The organism is Arthrobacter sp. 05L44 (genome assembly GCF_056397605.1).
On the sequence record NZ_JBFTNS010000010.1, the window covers coordinates 59,446 to 80,363 of the forward strand.

General features: G+C 70.2%; 16 protein-coding genes. 12 read left to right on the forward strand and 4 right to left on the reverse strand.

Going from position 1 to position 20,918, the window contains the following annotated elements; all coding sequences use genetic code 11:
• Window position 1: 1 nt before the first annotated feature.
• Complete coding sequence (locus AC1DHY_RS15270) at window positions 2–472, reverse strand: hypothetical protein (protein ID WP_476878048.1); 471 nt, start codon at window positions 470–472, stop codon at window positions 2–4.
• A gap of 208 nt (window positions 473–680) precedes the next feature.
• Here AC1DHY_RS15270 and pheS point away from each other — a divergent pair, with 208 nt between their 5' ends.
• The 3 genes from pheS to AC1DHY_RS15285 are packed head-to-tail and all read left to right on the forward strand — an operon-like array spanning window position 681 to window position 5,059.
• Window positions 681–1,742 carry a phenylalanine--tRNA ligase subunit alpha gene (gene pheS, locus AC1DHY_RS15275; RefSeq protein WP_476878049.1) on the forward strand — a complete coding sequence of 354 codons (1,062 nt, stop codon included), beginning with the start codon at window positions 681–683 and terminating at the stop codon, window positions 1,740–1,742.
• 2 nt (window positions 1,743–1,744) lie between these two features.
• Window positions 1,745–4,288, forward strand: coding sequence for a phenylalanine--tRNA ligase subunit beta (gene pheT / locus AC1DHY_RS15280; protein WP_476878050.1), 2,544 nt, complete (start codon window positions 1,745–1,747; stop codon window positions 4,286–4,288).
• 57 nt (window positions 4,289–4,345) lie between these two features.
• Window positions 4,346–5,059 carry a 4'-phosphopantetheinyl transferase family protein gene (locus AC1DHY_RS15285; RefSeq protein WP_476903865.1) on the forward strand — a complete coding sequence of 238 codons (714 nt, stop codon included), beginning with the start codon at window positions 4,346–4,348 and terminating at the stop codon, window positions 5,057–5,059.
• Here AC1DHY_RS15285 and AC1DHY_RS15290 read toward each other — a convergent pair.
• Genes AC1DHY_RS15290 through AC1DHY_RS15300 form a run of 3 tightly spaced genes read right to left on the reverse strand, consistent with a single transcriptional unit; the run spans window position 5,026 to window position 11,417 of the window.
• Window positions 5,026–6,384 carry a M1 family metallopeptidase gene (locus tag AC1DHY_RS15290; RefSeq protein ID WP_476878052.1) on the reverse strand — a complete coding sequence of 453 codons (1,359 nt, stop codon included), beginning with the start codon at window positions 6,382–6,384 and terminating at the stop codon, window positions 5,026–5,028. The genes AC1DHY_RS15285 and AC1DHY_RS15290 overlap by 34 nt on opposite strands.
• A gap of 59 nt (window positions 6,385–6,443) precedes the next feature.
• On the reverse strand, window positions 6,444–10,394 hold the full coding sequence (locus AC1DHY_RS15295; protein WP_476903866.1) for a Pls/PosA family non-ribosomal peptide synthetase: 3,951 nt from the start codon (window positions 10,392–10,394) through the stop codon (window positions 6,444–6,446).
• A 57-nt stretch (window positions 10,395–10,451) separates the two neighbouring features.
• The gene (locus tag AC1DHY_RS15300; protein WP_476878054.1) at window positions 10,452–11,417 is read right to left on the reverse strand and encodes a quinone oxidoreductase family protein; all 966 of its coding nucleotides are present in this window, start codon (window positions 11,415–11,417) and stop codon (window positions 10,452–10,454) included.
• Between the two features lie 134 nt (window positions 11,418–11,551).
• On the opposite strand from AC1DHY_RS15300, the gene argC reads away from it, so the two are divergent.
• The 9 genes from argC to AC1DHY_RS15345 all read left to right on the forward strand — a co-directional run bounded on the left by argC (window position 11,552) and on the right by AC1DHY_RS15345 (window position 20,902).
• Window positions 11,552–12,583 carry an N-acetyl-gamma-glutamyl-phosphate reductase gene (gene argC / locus AC1DHY_RS15305; protein WP_476903867.1) on the forward strand — a complete coding sequence of 344 codons (1,032 nt, stop codon included), beginning with the start codon at window positions 11,552–11,554 and terminating at the stop codon, window positions 12,581–12,583.
• Entirely contained in the window at window positions 12,580–13,746 is a 1,167-nt protein-coding gene (gene argJ, locus AC1DHY_RS15310; protein ID WP_476878056.1) for a bifunctional glutamate N-acetyltransferase/amino-acid acetyltransferase ArgJ, read from the forward strand. Before argC ends, argJ begins: the two co-directional genes overlap by 4 nt.
• A 48-nt stretch (window positions 13,747–13,794) precedes the next feature.
• The gene (gene argB / locus AC1DHY_RS15315; protein ID WP_476903868.1) at window positions 13,795–14,730 is read left to right on the forward strand and encodes an acetylglutamate kinase; all 936 of its coding nucleotides are present in this window, start codon (window positions 13,795–13,797) and stop codon (window positions 14,728–14,730) included.
• Between the two features lie 89 nt (window positions 14,731–14,819).
• On the forward strand, window positions 14,820–16,061 hold the full coding sequence (locus AC1DHY_RS15320) for an acetylornithine transaminase (protein WP_476878061.1): 1,242 nt from the start codon (window positions 14,820–14,822) through the stop codon (window positions 16,059–16,061).
• Complete coding sequence (gene argF / locus AC1DHY_RS15325; RefSeq protein WP_476878058.1) at window positions 16,058–17,062, forward strand: ornithine carbamoyltransferase; 1,005 nt, start codon at window positions 16,058–16,060, stop codon at window positions 17,060–17,062. The genes AC1DHY_RS15320 and argF overlap by 4 nt, the downstream gene beginning before the upstream one ends.
• Window positions 17,062–17,592 (forward strand): arginine repressor, encoded by a 531-nt coding sequence (locus AC1DHY_RS15330; protein WP_476878059.1) that lies wholly within the window; start codon window positions 17,062–17,064, stop codon window positions 17,590–17,592. The genes argF and AC1DHY_RS15330 overlap by 1 nt, the downstream gene beginning before the upstream one ends.
• A 59-nt stretch (window positions 17,593–17,651) precedes the next feature.
• Window positions 17,652–18,857, forward strand: a complete 1,206-nt coding sequence (locus tag AC1DHY_RS15335) for an argininosuccinate synthase (protein WP_079551246.1) — start codon at window positions 17,652–17,654, stop codon at window positions 18,855–18,857.
• Between the two features lie 5 nt (window positions 18,858–18,862).
• Window positions 18,863–20,290, forward strand: a complete 1,428-nt coding sequence (gene argH, locus AC1DHY_RS15340; protein WP_476880675.1) for an argininosuccinate lyase — start codon at window positions 18,863–18,865, stop codon at window positions 20,288–20,290.
• A 90-nt stretch (window positions 20,291–20,380) separates the two neighbouring features.
• Window positions 20,381–20,902 (forward strand): pyridoxine/pyridoxamine 5'-phosphate oxidase, encoded by a 522-nt coding sequence (locus AC1DHY_RS15345; protein WP_476879708.1) that lies wholly within the window; start codon window positions 20,381–20,383, stop codon window positions 20,900–20,902.
• Window positions 20,903–20,918 lie beyond the last annotated feature (16 nt).

Sequence of the window (20,918 nt, forward strand, 5' to 3'; positions counted from 1 at the left end):
GCTAGGCCTCAATCCGCCCGGAGGCTGTGGTACCGGAGTGCCGTGGCGGCCTCCGGGAGGGGTGTCGGGGAGTGGGCGGCGGGTAGCCGCCGGCCTGGAGCCCGGCGTTCCGCTCAAAGACGTTCGCCGACCCCGGGTTGCCGGTCCTCCACACGGACCAGCCGGCCGCCAGGAAGTACAAGGGCAGGAACGGAACGCCCAGGCACCAGGCGTATTGGGTGCTGTGCCGCTCCTCGTGGCCCAGCAGCACGGTGTTGTTCAGTGCCTCGGCCGCTCCTGCGCGGAAGAGCACCACGTTGCCCACGGTGAACGCCGCCGCGGCCGGCAGGGGCCAGCGGTAGCCCGTGGCGATGATGAGTCCGCGGGGGCCTCGGCGGAGCCGGGTCCGGGCGCAGGCCGCCAGCAGCAACCCCAGCGGAGTCGTCGCATTCAACACATTGGCCACCTGCCGCAGCCGCTGTCCGGACGTCATGAGGCCATGCTAGCGGGGGAGCCCTGCCGCCAGGAGGGCCCGTCCGTCACGTTCGGGCCCCCGGATGCGTTCATCTAGACTGGACAGGAGCGCCCGCCGGGAAGTTTGCGGCGAGCCCTGCCCTGTCCCTGCCCAGTGCCGACGACGGATGCGCGCGTGCTGCTGCGTCCGTTCCCGGCATCACCCGACTCGTAGCTAAGAACAGTAGATGACTGAAACTTTGCCGGGCGCAGCCGTCCCGAACCCTCTGGACGAAGCCGCCATCACCGCCGCCGTAGACCAAGCCGTCGCCGCCATCGCCGCTGCCTCGACGCTCGACGAACTCAAGGCCGTGCGGCTGGCCCACACCGGGGAAAAATCCGCGCTGAGCCTGGCCAACCGCGAAATCGGTGCACTGCCCAAGGACCAGAAGGCCGCCGCCGGCAAACTGATGGGAGTTTCCCGCGGACGCGTCAACAAGGCGCTCGCGGACCGCACCGTGGAACTCGAGGCCGAGAACGACGCCCGGATCCTGGTCGAGGAGACCGTGGACGTCACCGCCGCCCCGCGCCGCCGTCGTGCCGGCGCCCGCCACCCGCTCTCGACCCTGCAGGACCGCGTTGCGGACATCTTCGTCGGCATGGGCTGGGAAATCGCCGAGGGCCCCGAGGTCGAGTCCGAATGGTTCAACTTCGACGCGCTGAACTTCAAGCCGGACCACCCTGCCCGCGAAATGCAGGACACCTTCTTCGTGGAGCCGCCCGAGGCCCACCTGCTGATGCGCACCCACACCTCCCCGGTCCAGGTCCGGTCCATGCTGGAACGCGAGGTGCCCATCTACGTCCTGTGCCCCGGCAAGGTCTTCCGCACCGACGAACTCGACGCCACCCACACCCCGGTCTTCCACCAGTTCGAAGGCCTGGCCATCGACAAGAAGCTGTCCATGGCGGACCTGCGAGGCACGCTGGAGCACTTCGCCCGCCAGATGTTCGGCGAGGAAGCCCAGATCCGGCTTCGCCCCAACTACTTCCCCTTCACCGAGCCGTCCGCGGAGCTCGACATCTGGCACCCAGGCGCCAAGGGTGGTCCGCGCTGGATCGAGTGGGGCGGCTGCGGCATGGTCAACCCCAACGTGCTGCGCGCCGCCGGCATCGATCCGGACATTTATTCAGGTTTTGCCTTCGGCATGGGCATCGAGCGTACCCTCATGTTCCGCAACGAGGTCGGCGACATGCGCGACATGATCGAAGGCGATGTACGTTTCAGCGAGCACTTCGGGATGGAGATCTAACAGTGCGTATCCCCCTTTCCTGGCTGCGCGAATTCGCGGCCGTTCCGGCCGAAGCAACGGCCGAAGACGTTATGGCGGACCTCGTTAAGGTCGGTTTCGAAGAAGAAGCGGTCCACCGCCCCACGGACACCCTCCAGGGCCCCGTGGTGGTGGGCCAGGTCCTGAGCCTGGTCAAGGAACCCCAGACCAATGGCAAGACCATCAACTGGTGCCAGGTCCGGGTTGTCCCCGAGGGCCAGCAGCAGACCCTGACCGGCGAGGGCATCGACCCCTCCGGCGTCCAGGGCATCATCTGCGGCGCCCACAACTTCGTGGAAGGCGACAAGGTGGTGGTGACCCTGCCGGGCGCCGTGCTGCCCGGCGATTTCCGCATCTCCGCCCGCAAGACCTACGGGCACCTCTCCGCCGGCATGATCGCCTCCGTGCGCGAACTCGGCATCGGCGAGGACCACGACGGGATCCTGGTCCTCTCACGCATTGGCCTGGACCCGGAAGTCGGCACCGACGCCATGGAGCTGCTGGGCCTCTACGACCAGGCCGCCGAAATCAACGTCACCCCGGACCGCGGCTATGCGTTCTCGATCCGAGGCGTCGCCCGGGAGTACGCACACGCCACCGGCACGCCGTTCACCGACCCGGCATCCACCGTGACGGCGCCCGCCGACCTGGCCGGCGGCTTCGGCGTCAAGCTCAACGATGACGCCCCGATCTACGGCAAGCCCGGCTGCGACCGCTTCGTGGCCCGCACCGTCCGCGGCGTCGACGCCACCAGGCCGACACCGCCGTGGATGACCTCCCGGCTGCGGCTCGCGGGCATCCGGTCGATCTCCCTGCCGGTGGACATCTCCAACTACGTCATGCTGGAACTCGGCCAGCCCACCCACTGCTATGACCTGGACACGCTCTCGGGCGACATTGTGGTCCGGCGGGCGGCGGCCGGGGAAAAGATCATCACCCTGGACGCCAAGGAACGCACCCTCGACGCCGAGGACCTCCTGATCACCGATGATTCCGGCGCGATCGGCATCGCCGGTGTGATGGGCGGCGCCGCCACCGAAGTCTCGGACGCCACCACCAACATCCTGGTGGAAGCCGCGCACTTCGACGAGGTCTCGATCGCCCGCTCGCGCCGGCGCCACAAGCTGCCGTCCGAGGCCTCCAAGCGTTTCGAACGCGGCGTCGACTGGCACATCGCCCCGGTGGCGGCCCAGCGGGTGGTAGACCTCCTGGTCGAACTCGCCGGCGGCACCGCCGACGCAACGGGGACCGACGTCGGGACCGCCCCTGACGCCGTCGCCGTCGAACTGCCAGCGGGCTTCGCGGCGGAGCGCATCGGCATCGACTTCACCGAGGAGCAGATCCTGACCTCGCTGCAGGACCTCGGTGCCGTGGTTGAGAAGACCGGCACCGGGTACTCCGTCACGGCCCCGAGCTGGCGCACCGACCTGGAGACCAAGGAGGACCTCTCCGAGGAAATCGCCCGGCTGGTCGGCTACGACAAGATCCCGGCGACCCTGCCGGTGGCACCCCCGGGCCGCGGCCTGACCCGGGTGCAGCAGCAGCGCCGCCGGCTCATCCAGGCCCTGGCCGACGCCGGCCTCACCGAAGTCCTGGCCTACCCGTTTGTCTCCAAGGCTGCCAACGACACCTTTGGTGTCCCGGCCGCCGGCGCGGAACGGAAAGCGCTCAAGCTGGCCAACCCGATCAGCGAAGAGCACGGCTACCTGCGGACCTCCATCCTGCCCGGCCTGATCGAGGTGGCCAAGCGCAACCACTCCCGCGGTTTCCGCGACCTGGCGCTCTTCGAATCCGGGCTGGTGTTCCTGCCGAACGGAACGCTGGGCACCGCGTCCATTCCTCCGTTGGGCGCCAAACCAGCCGATGACGTGCTGGACGGGCTGTACGACGGCGTCCCGGACCAGCCGCTGCACCTCGCGGCCGTGTTGACCGGGTTCGATTCCCCCGCCGCGCCCGAGCACACGCCCCGGCCCTGGGACTGGGCCGACGCGCTGGACCTGGCCCGGCTCGCCGGCGACGTCCTCGGCGTCGAGCTGGTGGTCAGCCGAGGCGAGCACCAGGCCTTCCACCCGGGCAGGACCGCGCAGCTGGCCCTGCGCAGCGGCGACGTGATCGGTTATGCCGGCGAACTGCACCCGAAGCTGCTCGCAGCCCACGACATGCCGGCCCGCTCGGCGGCGCTGGAACTGAACGCAGACGCGCTGTTCGACGCCGCCGCCGATGTGATCGTGGCCCGGCACATCTCCAGCTACCCCGTAGCCACCCAGGACGTTGCCCTGGTGGTGGCCGCCGACGTCCCGGCGGATGACGTGCTGGCTGCCTTGCGCGAGGGCGCGGGGGAGCTGCTGGAGGACGTGTCCTTGTTCGACGTCTACGCCGGGAAGGGCATCGAGGACGGCAAGAAGTCGCTCGCCTTCAACCTCCGGTTCCGCGCGGATGACCGGACGTTGACGGCCGACGAGGCCTCGGCCGCCAGGGACGCCGCGGTCGCAGCTGCGCACGAGCGCTTCGGGGCCGTGCAGCGCTGACGCCCTGACGGACCCGACGTTTTGACGTCAACCGGTGACCTGCAGGAGGGCGGGACCATGGCATCGCAGTTAGTACTGCGGTCGGTCCCGCCCTTCGGCGTATCCGGCGCCGGCACCCCTGGCTGGGGCCGGCTGGCCCCGGACGCCGTGGAGGCCGCCGCGCTGGCGCTGCTGGACGACGTCGAACTCGACCGCGCGAACGGCCTGGAGCCCGGACCGCGGGAGGCCTTCCTGTCCGGCCGGCTGGCCCAGCGCCGGCTCGCGGCGGAACTGCTGGAGGTCCCGGCATCGGACCTCACGGCTGCCTACACCTGCCCGCAGTGCGGCCCCGGAGCCGCGCACGGCAGGCCGGGGTACAGCGAGGGCGGCGCGCCGGTGCCGCTGCTGCTCAGCCTCTCCCGCAGTGCCGGCTGGATCCTGCTGGCGGCCGTTCCGGACCCCCTGCCCGGACAACGCCTCGGCGTTGACCTGCAGGATCCGGCGGGGACAGACTTTGACGGCTTTGACACGGTGGCGCTGAGCCCGGCGGAGCGGGCCAGCCTGACCGGCCTTCCCCCGGCCGCGCAACTGCCCGGACGGGCACGCCTCTGGGCGCGGAAAGAGGCGTGGCTAAAGCTCACGGGTGCCGGATTGCGGACAGCTCCGGACACGGTGGAGGTGCTCCGAAATCCCGACATCCGGGACCTGCCGCCCGCCGAAACCGGGCTGCCGGCACACTTTGCCGCCGCCGTCGCAAATCAGCCGGGCAGGGGCGGGAGCGCTTCCTCGTAGAGCCAGGGGTGCAGCAGGGCTTCGGCGTCGATGCCGGCGGCGCGGTCAGCCGCCATGATGAAATCTTCAGTGGTGACCGATCCGTGCCGGTGGGCCGCCGTCCAGTCGTGCAGGAGCGCGAAGAACGCGAGGTCGCCGCAGCGGAGCCGGACCGCGTGCAGGGCCAGGGCGCCGCGCTTGTAGACACGGTCATCAAACATCAGTTCCGGCCCGGGGTCGCCCACCAGCACGTCCTGCTCCTGCCGGCTCAGCAGCCGCCAGGCGGCCCGGGCGCGGTCGCCGACACTCATGATCCCGGCCTCCTCGGACCAGAGCCACTCCGCGTAGCAGGCGAACCCCTCGTGCAGCCAGATGTCTTTCCAGGAGGCTGCCGTCAGCGAGTTTCCGAACCACTGGTGTGAGAGTTCGTGGGCGATCAGGCGCTGCGACTCCCAGTCGGTGGACAGGTGGTTGCGGCCGAAGATGGACAGCGACTGCGCCTCCAGCGGGATCTCGAGGGGATCGTCGGTCACCACAACGGTGTAGCCCGGAAACGGAAAAGGCCCGAAGCAGCTGGTGAAGGTGCGCATCATCTGCGGCTGCCGGGCCAGCCCGGTACGTGCCAGGGCCACCAGCTCGGCCGGAACGGCGGCGGTCTGGACGATGTCGCCGGCGGTCCGTTCCGGGTTGAGCGGCAGCAGTTCGTAGCGGCCGATCTGGACGGTGGCGAGGTAGGTGGCCATCGGCTCGGACTGTTCGTAGACCCAGGTTTCCCGGCTGGAGCGCGCATGGTGGGAGACGAGGGACCCGTTGCAGACGGCCCGGTAGTTGGCGTCCGTGCTGACGGAAATCCGGTAGCTGGCTTTGTCTCCCGGGTGGTCGTTGCACGGGAACCAGGACGCGGCGCCGTTCGGCTGGCCGGCCACCAGGACGCCGTCGCTCAGTTCCTCCCAGCCCACCTCACCCCAGAGTCCGCGGCGGGGCGCCGGATTTCCTTCGTAGCGGATGTCCAGGCTGAACTCGTCACCGGGAAGCACTGCGGGCTCCGGGACCACCACAAGCTGGCCAGCGCGCTGGCTGAATTTGCGGACCTTCCGGCCGGGCATCAGGACCTTGGTGGCGCGGAGCCCGGTCAGGTCGAGGACAATCGCGGAGCTCTGCCGGCGGGCAACGGCGCGCAGGGTGGCGCGGCCCCGGAGGTGGTTGCTGTTGATCCGGTAGTCGAGCTCCAGTTCGTAGCGCGCGACGCGGTACACGTCGGTGCCGTGGCCGGGCATGTAGGGATCCGGGGCGGTCGCGGATGCCGCGGGAGGCAGTTCCTCGGCGGCGGATGCTGGGGGAGTCATGGACGGCCTTCGGTGGTTGCGGCTGGCACGGTGCCTGCCGGGCGGAGCGCGGGCTGGTGCTACTTCGGCTTGGGCGCCGGGACTACCGGGCCGCCCCACGGACTGACGGGATTGCCCATCCAGTAGGTGGCGGCGGGGACCGTTTCCCCCCTCATCACAAGGGATGCCGGACCCACGGTGCCCCCGTTGCCGATCCGTGCCCGCGGCAGGATGACCCCGTGCGGGCCCATGGTGGCGCCGTCTTCGAGCGTAACAGTGTCGATGCTCATGACCCGGTCGTGGAACAGGTGCGTTTGGACGACGCAGCCCCGGTTCACCGTTGAACTGCGGCCCAGCGTGACCAGGTCCGCTTCCGGGAACCAGTAACTCTCGCACCAGGTGCCGGCACCGATCTTCGCGCCGAGGGCACGAAGCCACCAGACAAGGGCCGGGGTACCCGACGCTGCGCGCGCGAACCACGGGGCGCTGACCATCTCGATGAACGTGTCCACCACCTCGTTGCGCCAGATAAAGGAGCTCCAGAGCGGGTGCTCGCCGGGGCGGATGCGCCCCACCAGGAGCCACTTGGCGACGACGGCGCTTCCGGCGGCGGCCGCGCCGGCCAGCAGCACCACCACGCCGCCCAGCAGGGCAGCGACCGCGTAGTTGAAGGTCACCGCCAGCCAGTCCAGCGCTATCAGCACCGCGGCGGCCACGGCCACTGTCAACACCACGGGAATGAAGCGGCAGAGCTCCCACAAGGCGCGGGCGAGTTTGAGCCGCAGGGGCGGCTGGAAGGTGCGGGTGTCGTCGGAGGCGATGGCGGTCCGCCGCAGCCGGACCGGCGGGCTGCCCAGCCACGACGTGCCCGCCTTGGCCTTCGCCGGGGTGGCCGAGAGCACCGCCACCAGAGAGTTCTTGGGCACGCTCCGCCCGGCTCCGGTCATGCCGGAGTTGCCGAGGAACGAACGCTTCCCCACCTTGGCCGGGGCAATCTTCATCCACCCGCCGCCGAGCTCGTAGGAGGCGATCAGGGTGTCATCGGCCAGGAAGGCCCCCGCGCCGACGGTCGTCATTTTCGGGATCAGCAGCACGGTGGAGGCCTCCACGTTCCGGCCGATCCTGGCGCCCAGGAGGCGCAGCCAGACGGGGGTGAACAGGCTGGCGTAGATCGGGAACAGCAGGTCGCGGGCCAGGTCCAGGACCCGTTCCGTGGCCCAGACCTGCCAGCCGATCCGGCTGCGCACCCGGTAGTAGCCGGCCTGCAGCCCCAGCCCCAGCAGGCGCGTGGTGGCCAGAATCAGCAGCAGGTTGGCGCTGAACCAGGCGAGTGCGGCCAGCGGGAGGGACAGGACCAGTTGCGGCAGGGCGCCTGTCAGCGAGTCGTGGCCGCGGATGCCGGCGAAGATCACCAGCGCGGCGGCCGCGGCGGAGACGTAGGGGATCAGGGCCAGGAGGGCCGACGCCGAGGCGAAACCCACGATCCACAGCCGGCCGGCCAGGCGATGCTCCGGCGGGGCATCGGGCCAGTCCGCTTTCGCCTTGCCCCGGCGTTCGGCCGGGGAACCGGCCACCAGATGACCGGCCTTGACCCGGCCCAGGACCGCGGAACCCGGTTCCACCTGCGCCCCGGCGCCGATGCTGGCGCCGGGCATCAGGGTGCTGCGGGCTCCGATCACGGCGTCGGCGCCGATACGGATCGCCCCGATATGGACCGAATCGCCGTCAATCCACCAGCCGGAGAGGTCCACTTCGGGTTCGACGTTGCTTCCGCTCCCCAGCGACAGCAGGCCGGTGACCGGCGGCAGCGAGTGCAGCTGGACGTTGTTCCCGATGGTGGCGCCGAGGGCCCGCGCGTAGTACGGCACCCAGGGGGCGCTTGCAAGGCTGATGGCGCCGGCCAGGTCCTGGATCTGTTCCGCGAGCCACAGCCGCAGGTGCACCCGGCCGGAGCGAGGATAGCTGCCCGGACGGACGTTGCGCAGCAGGAGCCGTGCCGCGGCTACCGAGATGGCCATGCGGCCGGCCGGGCTGACGAATACCAGCCACGACGCGCCCACCCACCACCAGGACAGCGTCGGGGCGGCGGAAAACCCGGCGAGGGAGGCGAGCACGTTGTTGGCGGCCATCAAATAGGTCAGCCAACGCATCCCAACCAGGATGTGCAGCGGAACGCCAAGAAAGGTCTGCAGCCACTGGGCCCGGCGGGACGTGGGACGTACCGACCGTTCGCCGGCCGCGGCGGCACCGCCCTCCGGCAGGGACTGGCGGGCGGCGTCGATCAGGGCGCCAAGCCGTGGGGTGGCGTAGATATCGGCCACCGTGATGGTGGGGTAGCGGACCCGCAGCGCAGAAACGAGCTGGGCCGCGGCCAGCGAGCCGCCGCCGAAGGCGAAGAAGTCGGCGTCGAGGTTGGTGACGGTTCCGCCGAGCACCGCGCTCCACTGCTCGACGACCCACCGGGCATCCTCCGGAAGGTCCAGCGGCTCCGCGGTGGTATCGGCACCTGCCCCGGCCAGCGGCCACGGCAGCGCGTTCCGGTCCACCTTGCCGCTGGTCTTGGTCGGCAGGGAGTCCACAACGGTCAGGAGCGGGATCAGCGGGGCCGGCAGGGTGGCCGTGAGCTGCTGCCGCGCCGCGGCCAGGTCCAGCTCCCGGCCCTCGGCGGGGGAGAGGTAGCCCACCAGCACCTGGTTGCCGGCTGCCGTGGTGCGGACGGCGGCGGCGGCGCCGGCGACGTCGGGCAGGGACTGGAGGGCGGCGTCGACCTCGCCCAGTTCGATCCGGCGGCCGCCCAGCTTAACCTGTTCATCGGCCCGGCCAACGAACAGCAGGCCGGCCCGTTCGTACCGCACGAGGTCCCCGGAACGGTAAGCGCGCGCCCAGCCCAGGGCCGGGAACGGGGCGTACTTTTCGGCGTCCTTGACCGGATCGAGGTAGCGGGCCAGCCCGACGCCGCCGATGATCAGCTCCCCGATCGCGCCCTCCGCGACCGGTGCGCCGTCGGAGCCCACGACGGCGAGGTCCCAGCCGTCCAGCGGCAGTCCGATCCGCACCGGACCCGGCCCGCCCAGCGGAGCGGCGCAGGCGACCACCGTGGCCTCGGTCGGGCCGTAGGTGTTCCACACTTCGCGGCCGTCAACGGCCAGCCGGGCGGCAAGCTCGGGCGGGCACGCCTCGCCGCCGAAAATCAGCAGCCGGACGCTTTCCAGGGACTCCACCGGCCACAGTGCCGCGAGCGTCGGCACCGTGGAGACCACCGTGATGCCGTGGTTGATCAGCCACGGGCCCAGGTCCATGCCGGTCCTGACCAGGGCCCGCGGCGCCGGCACCAGGCAGGCGCCGTGCCGCCAGGCCAGCCACATTTCCTCGCAGGAGGCGTCGAAGGCCACGGACAGCCCGGCCAGCACCCGGTCCTGGGGGCCGACCGGCTCGGCCTGCAGGAAAAGCCGGGCCTCGGCATCGACGAACGCGGCCGCGGAGCGGTGCTGCACCGCGACGCCCTTGGGGATGCCGGTGGATCCGGAGGTGAAGATCACCCAGGCGTCGTCGTCCGGGACCGGCTGCCGCGCCCCCTGGAACGGCCGGGGGCGGTCCGGTGCGGCCGTAATCGTGCCGCCGGCGCGCACGATGCCGGCTACCCGGGCCTCGCCGAAGACCAGTTTGGCCCGCTCGTCAGGATCGTCCGCGTCGACCGGGACGTAGGCGGCCCCCACGAACAGGATCGCGAGGATGGCGACATAGAGCTCGTTGGTGCCGGACGGAATCCGGACCCCGATGTTGTCTCCCGCGCCCAGCCCTTCCGCGTGCAGATGCCTGGCCGCGGCCCGGACCTCGTCCATCAGCTGGGCGTAGCTGAGCGAGCGGCGGCCGTCGTCGAGCGCGGACGCCTCAGGGAAACGGTCCGCGGTGTCCTGCAGGACGTCGATCAGGGTCCGGGCGGGCGGCGCCGCCAGGGCACCGGGCAGCTGCGGTTCAAACACGGGCCCGGCCGGCGCAGCGTTGCCGGAGGGCGGTTGTTGCTCAATCACGGGGAGATTCTCACCCCGGCAGGTGAACGGAACATGGCGCGTGGCTCCCGCGGACGGTCAGGGAACCAGGATGACCTTGCCGGTGGTGCGGCGCTGTTCCAGGTCGGTGTGCGCCGTGGCGGCGTCGGCGAGATCGTAGCGGGCGCCGATCCGGACCTTGAGGCTGCCGTCGGCCACGGCGGCAAAGAGCTCGTCCGAACGCCAGCGGCGCTCCTGCGCGTCCTGGAGGAAGTGGGTGATAGTCGGACGGGTCAGGTACAGCGAGCCGCCGGCATTGAGGCGCTGCGGGTCGAACGGCGGAACCGGACCCGACGCGGCGCCGAAGAGCACCAGCGTCCCGCGGATCCGGAGCGCAGCCAGGGAATCGTCGAAGGTATCCTTGCCGACGCCGTCGTACACAACGTGCGCGCCGGCGCCGTCGGTGAGCTCGCGGACCTTGGCGGCAAAGCCGTCGTAGCGCAGCACATGGTCGGCGCCGGCCCCGCGGGCCAGCGCCTCTTTCTCGTCCGTGGACACCGTGGTGATGACCTGCGCGCCCTTGGCCTTGAGCAGCTGGATCAGCAGCAGGCCCACGCCTCCGGCACCGGCGTGCAGCAGCACCGTGTGACCGGCCTCCACCTTGAACGAGGAGTTGATGAGGTAGTGGGCGGTAATGCCCTGGAGGGGGAGGGCCGCCGCGGTGTAGTCGTCGACGCCGTGGGGGACCGGCAGTGCCTTGTCCGCATCCACGACGGCGTACCCGGCGTAGCAGGCGACGCCTTCGGCGGTGGCCACCCGATCGCCGGTGGAGAAGCCGGTGACGCCGTCGCCGAGCTCCTCGATGGTTCCGGAGGCCTCGGATCCCGGGGTGAAGGGGTACTGCACCTTGTACGTGCCGCTGCGCTTGTAGGTGTCAATGAAGTTCACCCCGACGGCGGCGACTTTGATCAGGAGCTGGCCAGGACCCGGAACGGGCCGGTCGACCTCCGCGACTTCCAGGACCTCCGGTCCGCCGGCCTGCCGGGCGACAATTGCGTGCGTCATGTGTCTCCTTCTGAAGCGTCAGTGCTCTGCGTCCATCCTAGGGACATCGGGGCGCCGAAACGGTATACCGGGGCATGCGTGACGAATGCATAAATATCGGACGCTATGCATAGTCTTGCTGTATAGTCGGGGTTATGACTATTTCTGTAGCGGTCTCCGGTGCCAGCGGCTACGCCGGCGGCGAGGTCCTGAGGCTCCTGGCCGGTCATCCCGACGTCACCATCGGCGGCATCACCGCGCACAGCAACGCCGGTTCCAGACTAGGCGAACTGCAGCCGCATCTCCATGGCTTGGCAGGCCGTATCCTCGAGGACACCACTGTGGAGAACCTGGCCGGGCACGACGTCGTGTTCCTCGCCCTGCCGCACGGGGCGTCGGCGGAGATCGCCGCGCAGCTGCCGGCCGGGACTGTGGTCATTGACGCCGGTGCTGACCACCGGCTGGAGGACCCGGCCGCGTGGGAGAAGTTCTACGGTTCGCCGCACGCCGGCACCTGGCCCTACGGCCTCCCCGAACTTCCCGGCCAACGCGAGGCCCTGCGCGGCGCCACCAGGATCGCCGTGCCCGGCTGCTACCCGACCTCGGCACTCCTGGCACTCACCCCGGGGTTCAGCAACCACCTCCTGGAAGCCGACGACGTCGTGATTGTCGCCGCGTCCGGCACCTCCGGGGCCGGCAAGGCTGCCAAGGTCAACCTGATCGGCTCCGAGGTCATGGGCTCCATGAGCCCTTACGGCGTCGGCGGCGGACACCGCCACACCCCGGAGATCGAGCAGGGCCTCTCGAAGGCCCTCAACGCTCCCGTCACCGTGTCCTTCACCCCCACGCTGGCCCCGATGAGCCGCGGCATCCTCACCACGGCCACAGCGAAGGTCCGGCCCGGCGTCACTGCCGAGGAACTGCGCAGCGCCTGGGCGGAGGCTTACGACGAAGAACCCTTTGTCCACCTGCTCCCGGAGGGCCAGTGGCCCTCCACCAAGTCCGTGCAGGGCTCCAACCACGCGGTGATGCAGCTGGCCCTAGACGCCCACACCGGCCGTGTGATCGTCACCTGCGCCATCGACAACCTCACCAAGGGGACCGCCGGCGGCGCCGTGCAGTCCATGAACATCGCCCTCGGCCTGGCGGAAACCGCCGGCCTCGACCTGCAGGGAGTCGCACCGTGAGCATCACCGCCCCCCAGGGATTCCGCGCAGCCGGCGTCAAGGCCGGCCTCAAGGCCTCGGGAAATCCTGACCTCGCCCTCGTTGTCAACGACGGCCCCGCCAAGGCGGCCGCCGCCGTCTTCACGTCCAACCGGGTGGCCGCGGCGCCAGTGCACTGGTCCCGCGAGGTCATCAAGGACGGCCGCGTGGACGCCGTCATCCTCAACTCCGGCGGCGCCAACGCCTGCACGGGACCGCAGGGTTTCCAGAACACCCACACCACCGCGGAAAAAACCGCAGAGGCACTCGGGGTGTCCGCGACGGACATCTTTGTCTGCTCCACCGGCCTGATCGGCGAGCAACTTCCGATGGACAAGCTGGTCCCCGCCATCGGCGCCGCTGCCGCTGAGCTGAGCGCCGACGGCGGAGCCGCGGCCGCCACGGCGATCATGACCACCGACTCGGTCTCCAAAGAGGCGGTCTTCACCGGCACCGACGCCGAGGGGCGCGAATACACCATCGGCGGGATGGCCAAAGGCGCCGGGATGCTGGCACCCGGCCTGGCCACCATGCTGGTGGTCCTCACCACGGACGCCCAGGTCCAGCCCGGGCTCCTCGACGTGGCCCTCCGCGACGCCACGCGCGTCACCTTCGACCGCGCCGACTCCGACGGCTGCATGTCCACCAACGACACCGTCGTGCTGCTCGGCTCCGGCGCCTCCGCCGCCACCCCGTCCGCGGCCGACTTCGGCGCAGGACTCACCCAGGTGTGCGCTGAGCTGGCCCGCAAGCTGATCGGCGACGCCGAGGGCGCCAGCCACGACATCGCCATCCGCACCTTCAACGCCGCCAGCGAAAAGGACGCCGAAGTGGTCAGCCGGGCGGTGGCCCGCTCCAACCTGTTCAAGGCCGCGATCTTCGGCAAGGACCCGAACTGGGGCCGTGTGCTCTCCGCCGTCGGCACCACGGACGCCGCGTTCGACCCTGACCAGCTGAACGTCTCGATGAACGGTGTGCAGATCTGCCGCGACGGCAGCATCGGCGATGACCGCGGCCTGGTGGACCTCGAGCCGCGTGAGGTCCTGGTGGAGATCGACCTGCAGGCCGGCGCGGCCGAGGCCACCATCTGGACCAACGACCTCACCCACGACTACGTCCACGAAAACAGCGCCTACTCCAGCTGACCCCGGCAGGGGAAGGCACCGTCGGGACGAACCGAAGGACCAACGCAGATGAACACCCAGACCCGGGAGACCACCTCCATGGCCGATGCCCAGGACAAGGCCGGCACCCTGATCGAGGCGCTGCCCTGGATCCAGCGCTTCGCCGGAACCACCATGGTGATCAAATACGGCGGCAACGCCATGGTCAACGAGGACCTGCGCCGCGCCTTCGCCGAGGACGTGGTGTTCCTGCACCACGTCGGCATCCACCCCGTGGTGGTGCACGGCGGCGGCCCGCAGATTAACGCCATGCTGGGCCGGCTGGGCATCGAATCCGAGTTCAAGGGCGGCCTGCGCGTCACCACCCCCGAGGCCATGGACGTGGTCCGGATGGTCCTCACCGGCCAGGTCGGCCGCGAACTCGTTGGCCTCATCAACTCGCACGGGCCCTACGCCGTCGGTATGTCAGGGGAGGACGGCGGGCTGCTGCGGGCCGTCCGGACCGGCACCACGGTGGACGGCGAGGAAGTGGACCTGGGCCTCGTGGGCGAGGTTGTCGGCGTGAACCCGGAAGGCATCCTGGACATTGTCGCCGCCGGCCGCATCCCGGTGATCTCCACCGTCGCGCCCGAGACCTTCGAGGACGGCTCCACCACCGGGCAGGTGCTCAACGTCAACGCGGACACCGCCGCCGCGGCCCTCGCGGAGGCCCTCGGCGCCTCCAAACTCGTGATCCTGACCGACGTCGAAGGGCTCTACGCCAACTGGCCGGACCGGTCCTCACTCATTTCCTCCCTCACGGCCTCGGAGTTGCGCGACCTCCTGCCGGGCCTGGAGTCGGGCATGATCCCCAAAATGGAGGCATGCCTCAAAGCCGTCGACGGCGGCGTGGAACGCGCGCACATCGTGGACGGCCGGCTGCCGCACTCGATGCTGCTCGAAACCTTTACGACGGCGGGCATCGGCACGCAGGTTGTCCCGGACGAGGAAGTGACCGCCAAGTGAGCAGCACCGAACTGAACGATTACGCCGACGGCCGCAGCAGCGATGGGGGCCCGGGTGTGGTCGGGCACCGCGAAGCGGGCGGGGCCCCCATCGCTGCGGAGGCCGCCGCAACCACCATTGTCCCGAGCAGCAGCGGAGCAGACTGGCTTTCCCGCTACTCCTCCTCGCTGCTCGGCGTCTTCGGCACGCCCCAGCGGGTGCTGGTCCGGGGCGCCGGCTGCCTGGTCTGGGACGCCGACGGCAAGGAATACCTGGACCTGCTCGGCGGGATCGCAGTGAACGCCCTCGGCCACGCCCACCCCTTCGTCACCTCCGTCATTTCCAGCCAGCTTGCCACCCTGGGCCACGTCTCCAACTTCTTCACCAGCCCCACGCAGGTGGCCCTGGCCGAGAAGCTGCTGGACCTTGCCAAGGCCCCGGCCGGGTCCAAGGTGTTCTTCGCCAACTCCGGCACGGAAGCGGTGGAGGCCGCCTTCAAGCTCGCCCGGCGCAACGCGGGGACGGTCCAGTTGCCGCGCACCAAAATCATCGCCCTCGACGGCGCGTTCCACGGCCGCACCATGGGCGCCCTCGCCCTGACCTCCAAAGAGGCCTACCGGGCGCCGTTCGCGCCGCTGCCCGGCGGCGTCGTCCACGTCCCGTTCGGTGACATCGAAGCCCTCCGCGCCGCGATCGACCAGACCACGGCCGCCGTCTTCCTCGAACCCATCCAGGGTGAGGCCGGCGTCCGGCCGCTGCCCGCCGGCTACCTGGCGGCGGCCCGCGAGGCGACCACTGCCGCGGGCGCCCTGCTGATCCTGGACGAGGTCCAGACCGGCATCGGCCGGACCGGCAAGTGGCTCGCGAGCGAGGACGCCGGAATCGTTCCCGACGCCGTGACCCTCGCCAAGGGCCTGGGCGGCGGCTTCCCGATCGGTGCCCTGCTCACCTTCGGGCCGGACGTCTCGGCTCTGCTGACCCCAGGGCAGCACGGCACCACCTTCGGCGGGAACCCGGTGGCCACCGCGGCGGCCCTTGCCACCCTCCACGTGCTGGAAAACCAGCACGTGCTGGCCCACGTCCGGGACATCGGGGACCACCTGCGCGCCGGCCTCGCCGGCATCGCCGGCGTCACCGAAGTCCGCGGCGAAGGCCTGCTGATCGGCTTCGACCTCGACGCCGACGTCGCCCCCGCCGTCGTCACAGCCGGACTCGACGCCGGATTCATCCTCAACAGCCCGGGACCGCGCACCATCCGGCTCGCGCCCCCGCTGATCCTGACCGCCGGCCAGGCCGACCTGTTCCTCGCCGCGCTGCCGGCCCTCCTCCAGACCGCAAAGGACGCCCAGTGACCGCCACCGAGACTTCCACCCGAACCCGCCACTTCCTCAAGGACACGGACCTCAGCCCCGCCGAACAGGCCGAGGTGCTGGAGCTCGCCGTCCGGATGAAGGCCGCCCCGTACAGCGTCCAGCCCTTCGCGGCCGAGGCCAGCGGCCGCAAGACCGTGGCCGTGATCTTCGACAAAACCTCCACCCGGACCCGCGTCTCCTTCGCCACCGGCATCGCGGACATGGGCGGCAACGCGCTCATCATCAACCCCGGCGAGGCGCAGATCGGCCACAAGGAATCCGTCGAAGACACCGCCAAGGTGCTCGAACGTATGGTCTCCACCATCGTGTGGCGGACCGGCGCGCACGCCGGCCTGGTCGCGATGGCGGAGAACTCCGGCGTCCCGGTCATCAACGCCCTGTGCGACGACTACCACCCCTGCCAGCTCCTGGCGGACCTCCTGACCGTCAAGGAGCACAAGGGTGACCTGGCCGGCCTGACCATGGCCTACCTGGGCGACTCGGCCAACAACATGGCCAACTCCTACCTCCTGGCCGGCGTCACCGCCGGTATGCACGTGCGGATTTCCGGCCCCGAGGGTTACCTCCCGGCCGCGGAGATCGTCGCGGCGGCCGAAGAACGCGCCGCCCGTACCGGCGGCTCGGTCCTGGTCACCGTCGACGCCGCGGAAGCCCTGCGCGGCGCCGACGTCGTCGCCACGGACACCTGGGTCTCCATGGGCCAGGAGGACGAGAAGGAGGCCCGGCTGCAGCTGTTCCGTGACTACTCCGTCGACGAGGACGCCATGACCCTCGCCGCGCCGGACGCCGTCGTCCTGCACTGCCTGCCGGCGTACCGCGGCTACGAGATTTCCGCCGGCGTCATCGACGGGCCGCAGTCCGTGGTCTGGGATGAGGCCGAGAACCGGCTGCACGCCCAGAAAGCCCTGATGGCGTGGCTTATGCACCGCTCCGGCCTGGCCGTTGTGGACGGCCTGGCACCGGCCGGCGGGGCCGACTAATGTCCGTCCAGCCCGCGGCGCAGGGGGCCAGCCCGGCCACCAAGACGGCCCGGCAGGCGCGGATCACCGCGATCCTGACCGGGGAGTCCGTCCGCTCGCAGGCCGAACTCGCGGCGCTGCTCGCGGACGACGGCGTCCAGGTCACCCAGGCCACCCTGTCCCGCGACCTCGTGGAGCTCGGCGCGGTCCGGGTCCGCGGCAAAGACGGCGTCCTGGTCTACGCCGTGCCGGGGGAGGGCGGCGAACGCGCGGCCAAGAGCGGCGTGACCCAGGAAATCCTCGACGCGCGGCTCGCCAGGCTCTGCGGCGAACTGCTGGTCACCGCCGAGGCCTCCGCGAACCTCGCGGTGCTCCGCACCCCGCCGGGCGCCGCGAACTTCCTGGCCCTCGCGATCGACCACTCCGTGATGCCCTCGATCCTCGGCACCATCGCGGGGGACGACACCGTACTGCTGGTCACCCGCGACCCGCTGGGCGGCGCCGCCGTCGCCGGCCGTTTCCTGCAAATGGCCGAAGAAGCCGGGCAATAATCGTGGTCCACGAACTTTTCCAGACAACCCAAGAACCCAACAACTAAGGAGCATTTGAAGTGACTGAGCGTATTGTGCTGGCCTACTCCGGTGGCCTGGATACTTCCGTAGCCATCGGCTGGATCGGTGAAGCGACCGGCGCCGAGGTCATCGCCGTGGCTGTCGACGTCGGGCAGGGCGGCGAGTCGCTGGAGACCATCCGCCAGCGCGCGTTGGGCTGCGGCGCGGTCGAAGCCTACGTGGCTGACGCCTCCGATGAATTCGCCAACGAGTACTGCGTGCCCACGCTGAAGGCCAACGCCCTCTACCAGGGCCACTACCCGCTGGTGTCGGCCATCTCCCGCCCGGTGATCGTCAAGCACCTGGTCAAGGCCGCCCGCGAATTCGGCGCCACCACCGTGGCACACGGCTGCACCGGCAAGGGCAACGACCAGGTCCGCTTCGAAGTCGGCATCCAGACCCTCGGCCCGGACCTGAAGTGCATCGCCCCGGTCCGCGACCTCGCCCTGACCCGGGACAAGGCCATCGCCTTCGCCGAGGAAAAGGGACTGCCGATCGAGACCACCAAAAAGAACCCGTACTCGATCGACCAGAACGTCTGGGGCCGCGCCGTCGAAACCGGCTACCTCGAGGACATCTGGAACGCCCCCACCAAGGACATCTACGACTACACCGCCACCCCGGAATTCCCGCCGGCCCCGGACGAAGTCACCATCTCCTTCGAAGCCGGCGTTCCGGTGGCGATCGACGGCGTCAAGGTCACCCCGCTGCAGGCCATCAAGGAACTCAACCGCCGCGCCGGTGCCCAGGGCGTCGGCCGGATCGACGTCGTCGAGGACCGCCTCGTCGGCATCAAGTCCCGCGAAATCTACGAGGCCCCCGGCGCCATGGCGCTGATCACCGCGCACAAGCACCTTGAGGACATCACCATCGAGCGCGAGCAGGCCCGCTTCAAGGCCACGGTCGGCCAGCGCTGGGCCGAGCTGGTTTACGACGGCCAGTGGTTCTCCCCGCTCAAGCGCTCCCTCGATGCTTTCATCGAGGACACCCAGAAGTATGTCTCCGGTGACATCCGCATGGTGCTGCACGGCGGCCAGGCGATCGTCAACGGCCGCCGCTCCGAGACCTCGCTCTACGACTTCGACCTCGCCACCTACGACACCGGCGACACCTTCGACCAGTCGATGGCGCGCGGCTTCATCGAGCTGTGGGGCATGTCCGCCAAGGTTGCCTCCGGCCGCGACATCCGCGTCGCTGGAAAGTAGCCCCTGTGGCTGAGCACAAGTCCGAGGCAACCAATACGGGTGCGCTGTGGGGCGGCCGGTTCGCCGGCGGGCCCGCCGACGCCCTCGCCGCGCTGAGCAAGTCCACGCACTTTGACTGGCGGCTGGCCCGCTACGACATTGCCGGGTCCAAGGCGCACGCCCGCGTGCTGCACAAGGCCGGGCTGCTGGACGACGCCGAGCTGGCCGGCATGCTGGACGCGCTGGACCGGCTGGACGCCGACGTCGCCTCCGGGGCCTACACCCCGGCGGAGTCCGACGAGGACGTGCACGGTTCGCTGGAACGCGGCCTGATCGAGCGGGCCGGCACCCAGCTGGGCGGCAAGCTCCGCGCCGGCCGGTCCCGCAACGACCAGGTGGCCACCCTGGGCCGGATGTTCCTGCGTGACCACGCGCGGATCATCGCCCGCGGTGTGGTCGCCACGATCGACGCGCTGGTGGAACAGGCCAAGGCCCACCCGGGCGTGGCCATGCCGGGACGCACCCACCTCCAGCACGCCCAGCCTGTGTTGCTCAGCCACCACCTGCTGGCCCACGCCTGGGCGCTGCTGCGCGACGTGCAGCGGCTCGCCGACTGGGACAAGCGCGCCGGCGTTTCGCCCTACGGGTCCGGCGCACTGGCCGGTTCCTCGCTGGGCCTGGACCCGGAGGCCGTGGCAGCGGATCTGGGCTTCAACTCGGCGACGCACAACTCGATCGACGGCACCGCCTCCCGCGATGTCTTTGCCGAGTTCGCCTGGGTTTCGGCCATGATCGGCGTGGACCTGTCGCGGGTGTCGGAGGAAGTGATCCTGTGGGCCACCAAGGAGTTCTCCTTCGTGACCCTGCACGATTCCTACTCCACGGGCTCCTCGATCATGCCGCAGAAGAAGAACCCGGACGTGGCCGAACTGGCCCGCGGCAAGGCCGGCCGGCTGATCGGCGACCTCACGGGGCTGCTCGCCACCCTCAAGGGCCTCCCGCTGGCGTACAACCGCGACCTCCAGGAGGACAAGGAACCGGTCTTCGACGCCGCGGACACCCTGGAGCTGCTGCTCCCGGCCGTCTCCGGCATGATCGCGACGCTGAAGTTCAACACCGAACGGATGGAATCCCTGGCACCCCAGGGATTCGCCCTGGCCACGGACATTGCCGAATGGCTGGTCAGGCAGGGTGTCCCCTTCCGGGAGGCGCACGAACTCTCCGGTGCCGCGGTGAAGCGGGCCGAGAGCCGCGACGTCGAACTCTGGGACCTGACGGACGAGGAATACGCGGCGATTTCGGAGCACCTGACCCCGGAAGTCCGCACGGTCCTCTCCACCGAGGGTTCGCTCAACAGCAGGAACTCCCAGGGCGGCACCGCGCCGGCCGCCGTCGAACGCCAGCTGTTGGCACTCGAGGCGGAGCTCGACGGCGTGCGCCAGTACGCCGGGTAGCTCCCGCCCCCGGCCGGGTTGGCACTTCGCGGCAATGTTTTCTCCAAACATTGCCGTGGAGTGCCAACTCGCGGCGTTTAAGCTGGGCGCATGAGTGAATCGTTCCGCGAGTTCCTGCGCGCCCTGCCCGATTTCCCCGACGCCATGCCGGACTTCGACCCGGACGCAGCGCCGGAGGACCCCGCCGAGTTGTTCCGGCACTGGCTCGCAGAAGCCCTCGCCGCAGGAGTGCCGCAGCCGAACGCCTGCAGCCTGGCCACGGCGGACGAACGCGGCCGGCCCTCGTCGCGGATGCTGATCCTGAAAGACATCGACGCCGACGGCTGGCAGGTCGCCACCTCGCGGGAATCGCGCAAAGGCCACGAGTTGGCCGCCAACCCGGAGGCCGCGCTGAACTTCTTCTGGCAGCAGCAGGGCCGTCAGGTGCGCGTGGCCGGCAGCGTGGTGGAGCTCTCCGCGGAGGCCTCGGCCGCCGACTGGAACGCCCGGCCCGGTGCGGACGGCAGTGAGAATCCGGCCTGGCAGCTCTACGCGATCCGTCCCCGGGAGGTCGAATTCTGGCAGGCACGGCACGACCGCCGGCACATCCGGCACCACTACCGAACAGCCTGAGCCGGCGCGGCCCAGT

Excerpts from the sequence above, each read along its gene's own strand:
- AC1DHY_RS15270 (WP_476878048.1), bottom strand. The coding sequence starts at position 472 with ATGACGTCCGGACAGCGGCTGCGGCAGGTGGCCAATGTGTTGAATGCG.
- pheS (WP_476878049.1), top strand. The coding sequence starts at position 681 with ATGACTGAAACTTTGCCGGGCGCAGCCGTCCCGAACCCTCTGGACGAA.
- AC1DHY_RS15285 (WP_476903865.1), top strand. The coding sequence starts at position 4,346 with ATGGCATCGCAGTTAGTACTGCGGTCGGTCCCGCCCTTCGGCGTATCC.
- AC1DHY_RS15290 (WP_476878052.1), bottom strand. The coding sequence starts at position 6,384 with ATGACTCCCCCAGCATCCGCCGCCGAGGAACTGCCTCCCGCGGCATCC.
- AC1DHY_RS15300 (WP_476878054.1), bottom strand. The coding sequence starts at position 11,417 with ATGACGCACGCAATTGTCGCCCGGCAGGCCGGCGGACCGGAGGTCCTG.
- argC (WP_476903867.1), top strand. The coding sequence starts at position 11,552 with ATGACTATTTCTGTAGCGGTCTCCGGTGCCAGCGGCTACGCCGGCGGC.
- argB (WP_476903868.1), top strand. The coding sequence starts at position 13,795 with ATGAACACCCAGACCCGGGAGACCACCTCCATGGCCGATGCCCAGGAC.
- AC1DHY_RS15330 (WP_476878059.1), top strand. The coding sequence starts at position 17,062 with ATGTCCGTCCAGCCCGCGGCGCAGGGGGCCAGCCCGGCCACCAAGACG.
- AC1DHY_RS15345 (WP_476879708.1), top strand. The coding sequence starts at position 20,381 with ATGAGTGAATCGTTCCGCGAGTTCCTGCGCGCCCTGCCCGATTTCCCC.